General features: G+C 75.5%; 12 protein-coding genes. 7 read left to right on the top strand and 5 right to left on the bottom strand.

Translation table 11 applies throughout. The annotated features are described in order from the left end of the window. The first annotated feature begins 126 nt into the window (after positions 1-126). The 4 genes from ABD323_RS08185 (at position 127) to ABD323_RS08200 (ending at position 4,737) form a co-directional block, all read left to right on the top strand. A complete protein-coding gene (locus ABD323_RS08185) occupies positions 127-1,419 on the top strand; it encodes a PP2C family protein-serine/threonine phosphatase (protein ID WP_344440569.1) in 1,293 nt (430 codons plus the stop codon). Between the two features lie 135 nt (positions 1,420-1,554). Continuing rightward, positions 1,555-2,736, top strand: a complete 1,182-nt coding sequence (locus tag ABD323_RS08190; protein ID WP_344440570.1) for a M48 family metalloprotease — start codon at positions 1,555-1,557, stop codon at positions 2,734-2,736. Continuing rightward, positions 2,733-3,833: a hypothetical protein gene (locus ABD323_RS08195; RefSeq protein WP_344440571.1), complete on the top strand. Its 1,101-nt coding sequence runs from the start codon at positions 2,733-2,735 to the stop codon at positions 3,831-3,833. Before ABD323_RS08190 ends, ABD323_RS08195 begins: the two co-directional genes overlap by 4 nt. Before the next feature lie 73 nt (positions 3,834-3,906). Further along, on the top strand, positions 3,907-4,737 hold the full coding sequence (locus ABD323_RS08200; RefSeq protein WP_344440572.1) for a nucleotidyltransferase: 831 nt from the start codon (positions 3,907-3,909) through the stop codon (positions 4,735-4,737). Positions 4,738-4,765: 28 nt separating this feature from the next. Here ABD323_RS08200 and ABD323_RS08205 read toward each other — a convergent pair whose 3' ends face one another. The 3 genes from ABD323_RS08205 to ABD323_RS08215 form a co-directional block, all read right to left on the bottom strand. Further along, on the bottom strand, positions 4,766-5,620 hold the full coding sequence (locus tag ABD323_RS08205) for an alpha/beta fold hydrolase (protein WP_344440573.1): 855 nt from the start codon (positions 5,618-5,620) through the stop codon (positions 4,766-4,768). A 129-nt stretch (positions 5,621-5,749) separates the two neighbouring features. After that, positions 5,750-7,444 (bottom strand): chitinase, encoded by a 1,695-nt coding sequence (locus ABD323_RS08210; RefSeq protein WP_344440574.1) that lies wholly within the window; start codon positions 7,442-7,444, stop codon positions 5,750-5,752. Positions 7,445-7,612: 168 nt separating this feature from the next. Continuing rightward, a complete protein-coding gene (locus ABD323_RS08215; RefSeq protein ID WP_344440575.1) occupies positions 7,613-8,191 on the bottom strand; it encodes a CGNR zinc finger domain-containing protein in 579 nt (192 codons plus the stop codon). A gap of 163 nt (positions 8,192-8,354) precedes the next feature. Between ABD323_RS08215 and ABD323_RS08220 the strand changes: the two genes are divergently transcribed. Together ABD323_RS08220 and ABD323_RS08225 are read left to right on the top strand one after the other, a co-directional pair. Continuing rightward, on the top strand, positions 8,355-8,819 hold the full coding sequence (locus tag ABD323_RS08220; RefSeq protein WP_344440576.1) for a VOC family protein: 465 nt from the start codon (positions 8,355-8,357) through the stop codon (positions 8,817-8,819). 62 nt (positions 8,820-8,881) lie between these two features. After that, a complete protein-coding gene (locus ABD323_RS08225) occupies positions 8,882-9,883 on the top strand; it encodes a pyridoxamine 5'-phosphate oxidase family protein (RefSeq protein WP_344440577.1) in 1,002 nt (333 codons plus the stop codon). On the opposite strand, the gene ABD323_RS08230 is transcribed toward ABD323_RS08225, so the two are convergent. Beyond that, positions 9,847-11,253, bottom strand: a complete 1,407-nt coding sequence (locus tag ABD323_RS08230) for an MFS transporter (RefSeq protein WP_344440578.1) — start codon at positions 11,251-11,253, stop codon at positions 9,847-9,849. The genes ABD323_RS08225 and ABD323_RS08230 overlap by 37 nt on opposite strands. A 66-nt stretch (positions 11,254-11,319) precedes the next feature. On the opposite strand from ABD323_RS08230, the gene ABD323_RS08235 reads away from it, so the two are divergent. Beyond that, complete coding sequence (locus ABD323_RS08235; RefSeq protein ID WP_344440579.1) at positions 11,320-12,327, top strand: ArsR/SmtB family transcription factor; 1,008 nt, start codon at positions 11,320-11,322, stop codon at positions 12,325-12,327. 46 nt (positions 12,328-12,373) lie between these two features. Here ABD323_RS08235 and ABD323_RS08240 read toward each other — a convergent pair whose 3' ends face one another. After that, positions 12,374-13,051: a fasciclin domain-containing protein gene (locus tag ABD323_RS08240; RefSeq protein WP_344440580.1), complete on the bottom strand. Its 678-nt coding sequence runs from the start codon at positions 13,049-13,051 to the stop codon at positions 12,374-12,376. Positions 13,052-13,148: the final 97 nt, after the last annotated feature.

Consider the following 13,148-nt stretch of genomic DNA (forward strand, 5'->3'; position numbering starts at 1 on the left):
CCCAGCGTTCGACCTGTGACCCTACCTCGCGGTGCACGGCGGGCAGCTCGGGTGTAGAGAGGAGGAGTGCCCGTCCGGCAGCCTTCCGATGCACGTCACCGGGCCCGGCGCCCCGCCCGCGCCCTGGTGTTGCTGCCGCTTGCGCTGATCGCGGTGATCACCACGGTGGACGTGCTGGCACCACCGCAGATCCACCTCGGGCCGCTGCTGGTGGTGGCGCCCGCGATCACCGCCTCGTTCGCCGGCACCCGGCTCACCGCCGCCGTCGGCCTGGTGGCGGTGTCGGCCCTGACCGTCATCGGGGCGATGCGCGACGGCCTGACCACCAGCAACCACGAGACGCAGATCGCCGCCCTGGTCGTGGTCTCCGCCCTGGTGGTGGTCTTCTGCGCGGTGCGCGACCGGCACGCCCGCGAACTGGTCCAGGTCAGATCGGTCTCCGAGGCGGCCCAGCGCGTGCTGCTGCGCCCGCTGCCGAGCCGGATCGGCCCGCTGCGGATCGCCTCGGTCTACCTGGCCGCCGAGGCCGAGGCGCAGATCGGCGGCGACCTCTACGCGGCCGCCAGGACCGCCACCGGCACCCGGCTGATCGTCGGCGACGTCCGGGGCAAGGGGCTGACCTCGCTCGGCGAGGCGGCGCTGCTGCTCGGGGCCTTCCGGGCCTCCGCGCACCTGCAGGCCGAGCTGCCCGAGCTGGCCGCCTACCTGGACGGCAGCGTCAGCTGGGAGCTCGCCGGCTGCGCGGCGACGGACGAGGTGGCGGACCGGCTGGCGGCCACCGACGGCTCGAAGGCCCCGGACGACCTGCGGGACGGCGGCACGGACGGAGACGGGGACGGGGACATCGACGGCGAGGGGGACGGGGATGACCCGGACGGCGGTACCGACGGGGACGGCGGTACGGCCGGGGGCGCGGACGCCGGCGAATCGTTCATCACCGCCGTGATCGTGGACATCCCCGACGACGGGACGGAGATCCGGATCGTCAACTGCGGCCACCCGCCACCGCTGCTGCTGCACCGCGGCGAGGTGGTGACGCTGGAGGCGCGCCGCCCGGCGCCGCCGCTGGGCCTGGGCGGCCTGGTGGAGCCCCGCTACCACGCCGACGTCTTCCCGTTCGAAGCCGGCGACCGGCTGCTGCTCTACACCGACGGGGTGATCGAGGCCCGCGACGCCGCCCGGTCCTTCTACCCGTTCGCCGAGCGGGTCGGCGGCTGGGCCGGTGAGCACCCGGGGCAGCTCCTGCAGCACCTGCGCCGCGACCTGCTCGGCTACGCGGGCGGGCGGCTCGGCGACGACGCGGCCGTGGTCGCGGTGGAGCGGGTCGCCGCCGGTCAGCGCGTCGGCGGGCGCGCTCCGACCCGCCTCTTCGGCACGGCGCACGCCGTCCGCCCGGAACGCCGCACCGAGCGGGACTGAGCCGCCCCCGGGGTGCGGCGCGCCGGGGGCGGCGGGCTCTATCGTTCACCCAGCGGCGTGCCGACCCGGCGGCGTGGCACCCCGGTGCCCCAGTGACGCGACAACCCAGTGACCCAGCGGCGGAGGCGGAGACCAGTGGCGGGCTCGACGGCGAAGGCGGACCACCACCAGGACCTCCCCGACCAGGACTTCACCCCCGCCCAGCGGGCCCGCGGCCGCGCCCTGCGCCGGGCCCAGCAGCCCTGGGCGCTCGGCGGCCGGGCGGCGGGTCTGGCGGTGACCCTGCTGCTGGGCCTCACCCCCGCCGGCGCGCACCTGGTCACCGCGGCCGGCGGGCTGCTCGGCGGTTCGCGCACCGCGCAGGTGCTCGCCGGGGCGGCGGCGCTGGTGCTGATCGGGCAGCTGGTCGCGCTGCCGTTCGCCGCCCGGGTACGGATGATCCGCTGCGACTACGGGCTGACCGTCCAGGGCTGGGGCGGCTGGGCGGTGGACCTGCTGCGCGGGCTGGCGCTGACCCTGCTGCTGGCGCTGCCCGCCGCGCTCGGCCTCTACGCGCTCACCGGATGGTCGACCACCCGGTGGTGGCTGGCCGCCCCCGGCGCCGCCGCCGGGCTGACCGTGCTGCTCTCCTTCCTCTTCCCGCTGCTGGTGGAACCGCTCTTCAACCGCTTCTCCCCGATGCCCCCGGGTGAGCTGCGCACCTCCCTGCTCGCGCTGGCCGCGCGCGACGACGTGCGGGTGCGTGACGTCCTGGTGGCCGACGCCTCGCGCCGCACCACGGCGCTCAACGCGTACGTCTCCGGGTTCGGCGCGACCCGGCGGATCGTCGCGTACGACACCCTGCTGAGCACCGCCGAGCCGCGCGAGGTGGAGCTGGTGGTCGCGCACGAGCTCGGGCACGTCAAGCACCGTGACGTGCCGGTCGGCACCGCCCTCGGGGCACTCGGCGCGGCCGTCGCGGTGGCCCTGCTCGCGCTGCTCGCCTCGCGGCCCGCGCTGCTGGACGCCGCCGGGGTGAGCGACCTGGCCGATCCCCGCTCGCTGCCGCTGTTCGCCGCCTGCGCGGCCGTGCTGGGCGCACTGGCCGGCCCGCCGCAGGCCGCGGTGAGCCGCCGGATGGAAGCCCGGGCGGACTGGCACGCCCTCGAACTCACCGACGATCCGGCGCAGTTCATCGCCATGCAGCGCCGCCTCGCGCTGACCAACGTGGCCGACGTCGACCCGCCCCGGCTGCTCGAACTGCTCTTCGCCAGCCACCCCGGCACGGCCCGCCGGATCGCCGCCGCCCGCGCCTGGGCGGCCCGGAAAACCGGATGACGCCCGGGTGCCGACAGCGGCACCATGCCTGCACGGGCCGTCGGGGTCCGCATCGAGGAGGCGAACGGACCATCACCGGCAGCGGCACCGCCATCGGCACCCACCCCCAGCACCACGGCCCCAGCACCAGTCCCGGTCGCGGCAGCGGCAGCAGGACCGGCGGGCGCGGCGCCCGCCAGCGCCCGGGCAGCGCCGGCCCCGCGGGCGCGGTCGACGGTCTCAAGCTCCACCGCCACCGGCTGCGCCTCGACGGGCGCGACCGCACCGTGCTGAGCCTGCGCCCCGGCAGCACCGCGCGCTTCGCCACCAACCACTTCCACGGCACCTGGCACCTGCTCTCCGACCCGGCCGGCGCGCGGCTGCTGGCCCGGCTGCTCTGGGGGCTGTCCTACGAGCGGCACCCGGACACCCTGATCGTGATCGACCGCCCCTTCCTCGACCCGACCCCCTTCGAGGGCGAGCCGAGCGCGCCGTTCGTGCTGGCCCCGCGCGACCTCACGCCGCTGGGCGACGGCGCGGCGCGGGCCCTGCGCCGGGCCCTGCCGCTGGCCGGGCCGCCGGCCGGCACGGTGCGGTGGCGCACGCCCGGGCTCGATCTCGCGCTGACCGATCCGGCGCGCTGGGCCGAGCAGGTGGAGCGGGAGAGCCGCCGGCACGCCGATCCGCGGGCCGTGGTCACCCGCCGCTCGGGCCTGCTGGTCTTCGCCGCACCGCCGGCCGGCCTGCGCCGCTGGGCCGTCGGCGTCGCCGGGCTCGACACCACCCGGCGGCCGATGGACTACACCTACCTGACCGACCCGGCCTGGCACGCGGACGGCGAGGTGCAGGTCTTCCGCGACTACCGCGCGATGGTCTCCAGCGCGGTGACGGCCCGCCAGGAGATCCTGGCGGAGCGGGAGCAGGAACGCGAGCAGCAACCGCCCCTGCCGCCCGTCCCGCAGTGGACCGGCCCGGGCAGCAGCACCGCGACCGCCACCACCGCCACCACCGCCGGAAGCACCGGCTCCGGCGGCTCACTGGAGGAGCGGATCTGGCGCCGTTCCGCCGAGGTGCGCGACCGGCGCGCCGCCCGCAGGACCGCGAAGGGCCGATCATGATGCCCACCCGTACCGGCGCCCACCTGTGGAAATCGGCTCGCGTCGGCGCGCGGCCGTCCAGCACAATCGCCGCATGACGGGACAGGGACTGGACGAGGCCGGGTTCATCGTGCGCGAGGGGTCGCTGGACCGGGTGAGCCCGGTCTTCGCCCCCGTGGTCGCCGCCGCCCGGGCCGCCGTCGGCGCGGCCTTCGGTCCGGACCGGCTGCACAGCGGCTACCTCTACGGCAGCATCCCGCGCGGTACGGCGGTGGCCGGCCGCTCCGACCTGGACCTGTTGCTGGCGCTGCACCGGGAGCCGGACGCCGTGGACCGGGCGAGCGCCGAGGCCGTGCAGGAGCACCTGGACGCCGTCTGGCCGCAGATCGACGGGGTGGGCATCCTGCTCTTCGGCGTCGGGACCCTGCTGGGCGAACTCGAACGGCACGACCTCGGCTGGTTCCTGGCCTGCCTCTGCACCCCGCTGACCGGCCCCGACCTGGCCGACCGGCTCCCCCGCTACCGGCCCACCCCGCTGCTCGCCCGCGAGACCAACGGCGACCTGCCGCGCCTCCTGCCGCGGTGGCGCGCCCGCGCGGCCGACATCGCCACCACCAGCGACCCGACGGGTAGGCGGGACGAGGCGCGCCGGGTGCTCTGTCGCGGCGCCGCCCGCACGATCGTCCGCACCGGCTTCACCCTGGTGATGCCCCGCTGGAACGGCTGGACCAGCGATCTGGCCGAGTCCGCCGAGGCGTTCGCCCCCTACTACCCCGAGCGCGCCGAGCAGATGCGCACCGCCGCGGCGGCCGCCCGCTCCGGCAGTCCGGACCCGGCCGTGCTCGCCCTGCTCCTGGAGGACCTCGGCCCCTGGCTGGCCGCCGAGTACACCGCCGTGCACGGCCCGAAGACCCCCCGCCCCTGAGCGGCACCGCCCGCCGGGCGCCAGGGCCTCACCCCGCCAGGAAGTCGTTCACCAACGCGCGGAACTCCGCGGGCTGTTCGACCCAGGGGCGGTGACCGGAGCGCTCCAGCACCGCGAGCCGGGCCCGCGGGTGGAGCGCGGCCACCGCGCGGGCCGGGGCGGTGCCGACCATCCCGTCACCGGCACCGGCCAGCACCAGCAGCGCCGTTCGCGCCGCCGCCAGCCGGGCCAGGCGGGCCGAGCGGGTCGGGCCCGTGGCCGAGCCGGCGTAGAAGGCCTCGCGGAACCAGGGCAGCGCGGTGGCGTACGCCGGGTCGTACTCGGCCCGCAGCCGCTCGTGCCACGCGTACCAGAAGAACGGCAGGAGCCGCGCCTGCACGCCGGCCACCTCGGCCGGTGCCGGCCCCTGCGCGAGTTCGCGCTCCGCCGCGGCGGCGTCGGGGTACCACGGTTCGGCCGACCGGGACGCGTGCAGCTCGGCCAGCTCGGCCGGGTCCGGCTCGCGCTCGGCCCGGCCGACCGGGCAGACCAGCACCGAGCGGCGCACCCGGTCCGGGTGGCGCGCGGCGTACTCCTGCGCGGTCAGGCAGCCGGCCGAGTGGGCCAGCAGGTCGAGCCGCGCCAGCCCGAGATGCCGGCGCAACGCCTCGACGTCGCGGGCCTGTTCGGTGAACGCGACGGTGGACCGGTCCGCCGGGAGGGCGGAGCGGCCCACCGCGCGGGCGTCCAGCAGGATCAGCTGCCGGTCGCGGTCCAGCCCGCCCAGGTCCGCCAGGTAGCGCAGGTCCGACCCGGGACCGCCGGGCAGCACCACCAACGGCGGTCCGGTGCCCGTGCGTTCGTACCAGAGCTCGACGTCGTCATGGGTGCGGAAGATCGGCATGGGCGTCACCCTCACACGCCGCGGGCCGGCTGTCACCGACCTGTCCGCATAGTGGTCCAGACCACTCGTGCCCCTTCGCCTGCGGCGACCGCGCAAGGGCGATGGGGCACGAGGGAGGGGGGCGGCGGGTCAGCCGAAGTAGCCGTGGAAGTTCTTGGAGAACTCGTTCCCGTTGTACTGGCCCCAGTTGATCGACCAGGTCATCAGGCCCCGCAGGTTCGGCTGCCTGCCGCTACGCGGCTGGTAGGTCCCGCAGTTGGCCCCCTTGGTCAGGCAGTCCAGCGCCTGGTCCACCGCACTCGGGGCCACGTAGCCGTTGCCCGCGTAGGTGTTGGCCGGCATGCCGATCGCCACCTGGGAGGGGGCGAGCGCCGGGAACATGTTGGCGGTGTTGCCCGCCACCGGGAACCCGGCGAGCAGCATGTCGGTCATCGCCTCGTGGAAGTCGGCGCCGCCCATCGAGTGGTACTGGTTGTCCAGGCCCATGATGGAACCGGAGTTGTAGTCCTGCACGGTGAGCAGCGAGAGGTCGCCGCGCATCGCGTAGATCACCGGCAGGAAGGCGCCGGCCCGCGGGTCCTGGCCGCCGAACGGGCCGGATCCGTAGAACTGGTAGCCGAGTTGGACGAAGAACGTCTCCGGTGCCATGGTCAGCACGAAGCCCTGGCCGTACTTCGCCTTGAGGCTCTGCAGGGCGGAGATCAGGTTGACCACGGTGGGCGTGGTGGGGTGCTTGAAGTCGGTGTCGCCGGTGTTCAGCGAGAGCGACTGGTTCTCGAAGTCGACGTCCAGGCCGTCCAGGCCCCAGCGGTCGATGATCGCCGAGACCGAGCTGACGAAGGTGTCGCGGGCCGCGGTGGTGGTGAGCTGGACCTCGCCGTTCTGCCCGCCGATCGAGAGCAGCACCTTCTTGCCCTTGGCCTGCTTGGCGGCGATGGCGGCCTTGAAGTCGGCGTCGGACTCGGCGGTGGGGCACTGGGCGACCGGGCAGCGGTTGAACCGGATGTCGCCGGAGGTGACCGAGGTCGGCTCACCGAAGGCCAGGTCGATGACGTCCCACGAGTCGGGCACGTCGGCCATCTTGAGGTAGCCGGCGCCGTTGGCGAAGCTGGCGTGCAGGTAGCCCACCAGCGCGTGCGTCGGCAGGCCGCCGCCGGGCGGTGGGGTGGGCGTGGAGGTCGGGGTGGGGGTCGGCGTCGGCGTCGGCGTCGGCGTCGGCGTGGGCGTCGGCGTGGGCGTCGGCGTGGGCGTCGGCGTGCCGGTGGGCGTCGGGGTCGGGGACGGGCTGGGGCCACCCGGACCGCTGAGCGAGACGTCGTCGGCGTAGTACGTGCCCTGGCCGTACCAGCCGTGCGTGAAGACCGTCGCACTGGTCTGGCCCGCCGCGGTGGTGAAGCTGACCGAGAGCTGCTGGTAGCCGCCGCCCGTGCCGGGCGTCCAGGTGCTGGTGCCGCCGTTCACCCCGAGGTAGACGTACGCGCCGTTGACGTAGGCGCTCAGCGTGTACGTGGTGTTGGGGGCGACCGTGACGGTCTGCGCGCACTGCGCGTCGTCGCTCGCGGTGGCGGCTCCGCTCAGTGCGTAACTTCCGCTGTGCGCATGGCCGGTGACCACGCTTCCGGTGGCGCCGGTGCAGCTCCACGGGTTCAGGGCGCCGCTCTCGAATCCACCGTTGGCCAGGAACTCGCCGGCCGACGCGGCCGGGGCCAGGCCGATCGTGAGACCGACCACGCCGGCGGCGGCGACGGCCCAGGCGGTGACCGCCGCGGCCAGCCTGCGGGGAGTTTTCGGGCGCGCGGAACCGACTCTTCGGAGACTGTGCATGTGGGGGATGCTCCTGCCTCAACTGACGGGATTGACCTGACAGATGGAGGCAGGACAGGGAGCGACCCCACCCGGCACCCCATATGGTCCAGACCACTGAAGCGGTCTGGACCAGTCCGTGTCAATGCCCCGCCGATGGCAAGCCATCCGGAGCGAACGCCGGTGCGGTCAGCCGTTCTTCCCGCGCGCGTAGTGGCGCGAGGCCTTGGCCCGGTTTCCGCAGCTGGCCATCGCGTGCCAGCGCCGGGTGCCGTTCTTCGAGGTGTCGAGGAAGTACAGGACGCAGTCGGGGCTCGCGCAGGAACGGATCCGGTCCGGCGCCTCGGCCAGCAGGCGCAGCACGCCCTCCGCCGCCGTCCACGCCGGAAGCCAGGCCGGCAGGTCGGTCTCGATCCGGTCGACCGGCCCGTCAGGACCCAACTCGCGGCGCACGCACCCGTGCGCCAGCACCTCGTTGAGCGCGGTCCGGGCCCGCTCGGGACCCCAGTGCGGCTCGGCGCCGACACCGCGGACGGCGAGCAGCTCGACGATCGCCTCGCGGGTGGAGCGCAGCGCCTCCTGCATGGGGCGGTCGGCCTCGACCCGGTCGGCGAAGCCGTTGAGCTCCAGCCAGAGCGCCAGCTCGTCCAGGCTGCCCAGCAGGTCACGCGGGTTGCCACCGCCGTTCCAGCGGGTGTTGAGCAGGTCGAGTGCCAGCGGCTCGCCGGGCAGTGGACGCGGGTCCGCCACCGGTACCTCCTGGGCCATGAGCCTTCCTCTCCTCTCGGTCCCCCGAACCGTCCCCACCATCCCCGGGACGATCCTAACCGCTCTGGACCTCTGAGCCGGTTGACGCCTCCCATGCTAACCTCCATACTCAAGAACAACGGTTAGTCCGGAACGGGTCCGGACTCCGCGACGGAGGCACCCGATGACGCAGCCCGCCACGACCACGACCCTGAGGACCGGACACATCGGCCTCAACGTGACCGACCTCGACCGCTCCCGCGCCTTCTACCAGCGGGTCTTCGGGTTCGAGGCCGTCGGCGAGGGGGCCGACGGCGACCAGCGCTGGGCCTTCCTCGGGCGGGACGGCGCGATCACGGTCACCCTCTGGCAGCAGAGCCAGGGCCGCTTCCCGACCGCCACGCCGGGCCTGCACCACCTCGCCTTCCAGGTCGACAGCGTCCGCGAGGTGCACGACATCGAGCAGGAACTGCGCGCTCTGGACGCCGAGTTCACCTACGAGGGCGTCGTGCCGCACCGCGAGGGAGCCAGCTCGGGCGGGATCTTCTTCCTGGACCCCGACGGCATCCGGCTGGAGGTCTCCACCGCCTCCGGAGCCGAGACCGGCACCGCGCCGCACGGCACCGCCCCGACCTGCGGTTTCTTCTAGGGGCTGTCCGGCCCTCACCCCTCCCCTTCCCTGCCCGCACCGCTCCCGTCACGGAGGCCGCCATGACCGTCCACTCCGTCCGCTCCGAGCAGCGCGCCGAGCACACCGGCGAGCGGGAGGTGCGCCGCCGGGCCGGGCTCGACCGGCCCGGGTACCGCGGGCCCTCCAAGTTCCGGCAGATCCCCGCGGTCGCGGCCGACTTCCTGGCCGACCAGCCGATGCTGGTGCTCGGCGCGGCCGACGCGCAGGGCCGGCTCTGGGCCGGACTGCTCACCGGCCGGCCGGGCTTCCTGCGCGCCGAGCCCGGCTCGCGGGACGACCCGGCACCCGACGGCCCGGCGCTCGGCCCGAAGCCCGACCCGGTCCTCGACACGCTGACCGTCGAGGCCCGCCCGCTGCCCGGCGATCCGCTCGCCGCCGCGCTCGACGTGCCGGCGGCCGCCGGGGGGACCCAGGTCGGCCTGATCGCCATCGAGCCCGCGCGCCGGCGCCGGATGCGGCTCAACGGCTCGGCCACCGCCACTGGTTCGGGCCTGCGGGTGACCCTCGACCAGGTCTTCTCCAACTGCCCCAAGTACATCCAGGACCGCAGCTGGCGGCTGGTCGACGAGCCGTCCTCGCCGCCGGTCCACGGCACCGAATTGACCCTGCGCCAGCAACTGTTGATCAGCACCGCCGATACCTTCTTCCTCACCACCGCCGACCGCGACGGGGAGTTGGACGCCTCGCACCGCGGCGGCAACCCCGGTTTCGTCCGGGTCGAGGGACCGGACCGGCTGGTCTTCCCGGACTACGTGGGCAACGCGATGTTCTGCACCCTCGGCAACCTGCTGGAGAACCCGGCCGCCGGCCTGCTCTTCCTCGACTGGGAGACCGGCACCACCCTCCAACTCTCCGGTACCGCGAGCACCGACTGGGATCCCGCGCACGCCGCCACCGTCCCGGGCGCCGAACGGCTGGTGGAGTTCACCGTGCAGCGGGTGGTGGAGACACCCGCCGCCAGCCCGCTGCGCTGGACCGAGGCCGGTTACTCCCGCTTCAACCCCCCGACCTCCGGCCGCTGACCCGGCTGTTCGGTCCCCGGACGTTCACTCCCCGGCCGTTCGCTCCCCGGCCGACCGATTCCCAGGTGCCCGGTCCCCAGCGCCACCGCCGTCAGCACCAGCGCCGCCCCCGCCCAGGCCATCGCCCCAGCGGCGCCGGTGCGTTGGGCGAGCAACCCGAAGAACAGCGGCCCGACGCCCTGCACGCTCATCACTCCCGCCGACAGCAGCGCGAAGGCCTGCCCGCGCGCGGCCGGCGGCAGCGCGGCCAGGAACCCGCGTTGCAGACCCAGGCCGTACGCGAAGCCGGCCCCGCTCACCAGCAGCAGCCCCGCGCAGAGCGGCAGTGCGGGCCCGGCGGCCAGCGCCGCCAACGGGACGCCGAGCAGCGCCACCAGCGGCGCGACCAGGCGTTCCCGGGTGGCCGGCCGCACGAAGCGCCCCACCAGCAGGTCGCCGAGCAGCATCCCCACCGGCAGTGCCCCCAGCAGCAGTGCGACCGCCCCGGGCGGGAAGCCGCGCTCCCCCGCGAACGGGACCACCAGGCCCTCCGCCCCGGCGGCGAAGGCCGGCGGCAGCCACTGCGCCAGCAGCAGTGCGCGCACCGCCCGGTCCCGCAGCAGCGCCCCGGTCCCCGTCCAACTGCTGCTCAGCAGCGCCCCGTCGGCGACGGCCGCGGGCGCCGCCAGGTCGGGCAGCCACAGCCGCACCGTCAGCGCCGCGGCCAGGTAGCCCGCCGCGCTCACCAGCAGCGCGCCCCGCACGCCCAGCGCCGCCAGCGCCGCACCGGCGCCCGCCAGCCCGGCCAGCTGGGCCCCCGAGGTGGTCATGTTGGTCAGCGAGCGCCCCAGCACGTACGCGTCCCCGCGCAGCGACTCGGCCACCAGCCGGGTCGCCGCCGCACCGAAGACCGGCGTCAGGCAGGAGACCGCGGCGATCAGCCCGAGCGTCGCGCCCACCGGCAGCCGGGCCAGCGCGGGGACCGCCGCGCCGGCGGCGGCCAGCAGGTGTCCGGCGACGATCACGCGCCGCGGCCGCCGGCGGTCGGCGCGCCCGCCCAGCAGCAGCGAGCCGAGCAACTGCGGCGCGAAGCCCGCTCCGAAGGCCAGCGCGCCCAGCAGCGGCGAGCCGGTGCTCGCGTAGACCAGGACGGAGAGCGTGGTGATCCGCAGGCCGTCCGCGGCGACCGCCAGGGTGCGGGTGAGCAGCAACAGGCGGAAGACCGGCTCGGCCAGCACCTCGCGGTAGCCGGCCGGCGGCGCGGCACCGGGCGGGGCGACGGCGGCGGGCGGGGCGACGGCGGCGGGCGCGGGGGGAACAGGGGTGGGCGCGGGGGGAACGGCGGTGGGCGCGGGGCCGGCGGGGGCGACGGGGGCGGGGTCGGCGGTCATGGAGAGCAGCCTGGCGGCCGGCCGCCGGCCACACGACTCCTTCGTCGCTGGACGTAAGGTCGCCCCATGCTCCGATTCGAGGTCGGCACGGACGACCTGCTGCACAGCCGGTTCGCCCTCTCGCCGGCCTTCGAACTCTGCACCCTGCTGCGGATGCTGGAGGGCACGACCGACCGGCCGCTGCCGGCCGGCTGGGCCACCCGGCTGCAGCCGGTGTTCCGCCGGCTCTGCCGGGAGAGCGACCTGACGGCCGTCCTCGCCCTGCAGAACGCCCGGTTCGGGGCGAACTTCATCGCGCTGCCACCCACCGGACCGGACCAGAGCTGGGCGGACGACCTCGCGGCGATCCGCCGCACCCCGCTGGCCACCGCCCGCGCGGACATCGCCCGCTGCCTGCCCGCGCGACCGCGCACCGGGCCGCGGGCCCGCGCCGTGCTCGCCGGCGAGGACGTGGTGGAGCGGGTCGCCGAGGCGCTGGACCTGGCGTGGCACGAGCTGCTGGCCGCCGACTGGCCACGGCTGCGGGCCGTCTGCGAGCGCGATCTGGTCCACCGGGCCGGGCAGTTGGGGCGACACGGCTGGGCCGCCGCACTGGACGGGCTGCACCCGCGGGTGCGGTGGCGCGCCGGCGGGATCGAGCTGGGCGGCAACTCGGCGGACGCGGTGGTGCCGCTGGCGGGCGAGGGGCTGCTGCTGGTCCCCTCGGTCTTCGTCTACCCGGAGACCGCCGCGCACATGGACGACCCCTGGCCGAAGGCGATCGTCTACCCCGCGCGCGGGATCGCCGCGCTCTGGGAGCGCGGGGAGGTGCTGTCGTCCGACGCGCTGGCGGACCTGCTGGGCCGCTCCCGCGCCCGGCTGCTCGCCGCGCTCGACCGGCCCGCCGGGACCACCCAGCTGGCGCGCAGCCTGGGCCTGGCCACCGGCGCGGTCGGCGACCACCTCGCCGTGCTGCGGCGGGCCGGCCTGCTGCACCGGGCCCGGGACGGGCGCACGGTGCTCTACCGCCGGACCCCGCTCGGCGAGGCCCTGCTGACCGGCGCCGGCGGGGGCCCCGGCGACATCCGGGAGTAGTCCCGGGGGCCGGGCCGGTCAGCCCGGGCGATGCCGGACCCCAGGGTCAACTGGTCGGCGGCATCAGGACGGTGTCGACGATGTAGACGGTCGCGTTGGCGGTCTGCACGTTGCCGCAGAGCACCTTGGCGCTGCCGTTGACGGTGAAGTCCGGCTCGGTGCCGGCCACCGTCAGGTTGGCGCCCTGGAGGGTCGGGTGGCTGCCGGCCAGCGCGCTGGGCGCGGTGCGGCCGGGGACGACGTGGTAGGTGAGCACCTTGGTCAGCTCGTCCTTGTTGGCGAGCAGGGCGGTCAGGGTGTCCTTGGGGATCTTGTTGAAGGCATCGTTGGTGGGCGCGAAGACGGTGATGTCCTTGGCCGAGTTGAGGGTGTCCACCAGACCGGCCGCCTTGACCGCGCTGACCAGGGTGGAGAGCAGCGGGTTGTTGGAGGCCGCGGTGGCCACCGGGTCCTGCGCCATGCCGGTGAAGCTGCCGGAGCCGTCCTTGGGCACCGCGGCGCAGGCCGAGCCGAACGGCATCGCCGCGGCGTCCGCGGCGGCGGGGGTGCCCGCCGCGGGCGAGCCGGCCGACGGGGCGGCGGACGAGGACGACGAGGCCGCCGCGGCCGGCGGCGCGCTGCTGGCCTTGGTCCCGCCGCTGCTGCCGCAGGCCGTCAGGCCCAGGGCCAGCGCACCGGCCGCGAGGACGGCGGCGAGGGAGGTGCCGCGAGTCTTGTTGATCATGATGGTGTTCCTTCGGGTGATCGGTGCGCACCGGTTGCGGGCGCACGGGGGCGGGACGTGGGCACAGCGGGTCAGAGCGGGGGCAGGGAGCAGGGCA

The sequence above is a fragment of the Kitasatospora nipponensis genome, assembly GCF_039528135.1.
Taxonomy (GTDB): Bacteria; Actinomycetota; Actinomycetes; order Streptomycetales; family Streptomycetaceae; genus Kitasatospora; species Kitasatospora nipponensis.

What these genes read in the sequence shown, in the direction of transcription:
- ABD323_RS08215 (WP_344440575.1), bottom strand. Translation starts at nt 8,191, where the DNA reads ATGGCCCAGGAGGTACCGGTGGCGGACCCGCGTCCACTGCCCGGCGAG.
- ABD323_RS08240 (WP_344440580.1), bottom strand. Translation starts at nt 13,051, where the DNA reads ATGATCAACAAGACTCGCGGCACCTCCCTCGCCGCCGTCCTCGCGGCC.
- ABD323_RS08230 (WP_344440578.1), bottom strand. Translation starts at nt 11,253, where the DNA reads ATGACCGCCGACCCCGCCCCCGTCGCCCCCGCCGGCCCCGCGCCCACC.
- ABD323_RS08235 (WP_344440579.1), top strand. Translation starts at nt 11,320, where the DNA reads ATGCTCCGATTCGAGGTCGGCACGGACGACCTGCTGCACAGCCGGTTC.
- ABD323_RS08220 (WP_344440576.1), top strand. Translation starts at nt 8,355, where the DNA reads ATGACGCAGCCCGCCACGACCACGACCCTGAGGACCGGACACATCGGC.
- ABD323_RS08225 (WP_344440577.1), top strand. Translation starts at nt 8,882, where the DNA reads ATGACCGTCCACTCCGTCCGCTCCGAGCAGCGCGCCGAGCACACCGGC.
- ABD323_RS08210 (WP_344440574.1), bottom strand. Translation starts at nt 7,444, where the DNA reads ATGCACAGTCTCCGAAGAGTCGGTTCCGCGCGCCCGAAAACTCCCCGC.
- ABD323_RS08200 (WP_344440572.1), top strand. Translation starts at nt 3,907, where the DNA reads ATGACGGGACAGGGACTGGACGAGGCCGGGTTCATCGTGCGCGAGGGG.
- ABD323_RS08195 (WP_344440571.1), top strand. Translation starts at nt 2,733, where the DNA reads ATGACGCCCGGGTGCCGACAGCGGCACCATGCCTGCACGGGCCGTCGG.
- ABD323_RS08205 (WP_344440573.1), bottom strand. Translation starts at nt 5,620, where the DNA reads ATGCCGATCTTCCGCACCCATGACGACGTCGAGCTCTGGTACGAACGC.